The sequence below is a fragment of the Bacillus cereus group sp. BfR-BA-01441 genome, assembly GCF_022663075.1.
GTDB lineage: Bacteria > Bacillota > Bacilli > Bacillales > Bacillaceae_G > Bacillus_A > Bacillus_A cereus.
Window position 1 is genome coordinate 1 of record NZ_JAKUEU010000247.1, and the last position, 570, is coordinate 570.

The window sequence follows — 570 nt, forward strand, 5'->3', positions numbered from 1 at the left end:
TGAATATATATTGAAACCGACTTTTTTATTCAAAACACGAAAAAAAAGAGTCCTATTTTCATAGAACCCTTTTAACACCTCTATTAAGCTCACATAATGGCTTTCTATCATTCTGATACAAATACACTATTCATCAATCCTCTGGCTCTTACGAGCCAAACTGACACGTTTATAATCACAAAAAAAGTTGCTGTTTATATAATTAACAGCAACTTTTTTGATTGATCCATTAAATAAAATGCACTTTTTATTCAATCATTTTAGATTCATAATTCATAATATCGTTCCATGTTAGCCATTCTGGTTTATCACCTTCGGCAAAACTTTTCCACAACTCTTTCATTAATTCAATTTGCTCTTTCTCATCCTTTGCCCAAAGTGCATTTTTACCTTTATTTCCATATCCTAAATAATAATTACAGTCCATTTGCAAACGACTCAATAGTTGATATCTAAACTTTTTATCTGATTGTAAAATATCTTCATACCTTTTCATTTTCCATTACCTCCATTAAGTAAAAGATTTTTATGTCGCTACCACTGTGTTTCTATATTCATTATACCATAAAT

1 protein-coding gene is annotated in these 570 nt (G+C 29.3%); it reads right to left on the reverse strand.

Annotated features, from left to right (window positions below):
• Window positions 1-247: 247 nt before the first annotated feature.
• Window positions 248-496 carry an LPD11 domain-containing protein gene (locus MR107_RS30345; protein WP_242293175.1) on the reverse strand — a complete coding sequence of 83 codons (249 nt, stop codon included), beginning with the start codon at window positions 494-496 and terminating at the stop codon, window positions 248-250.
• Window positions 497-570 lie beyond the last annotated feature (74 nt).

What these genes read in the sequence shown, in the direction of transcription:
- MR107_RS30345 (WP_242293175.1), bottom strand. Translation starts at nt 496, where the DNA reads ATGAAAAGGTATGAAGATATTTTACAATCAGATAAAAAGTTTAGATAT.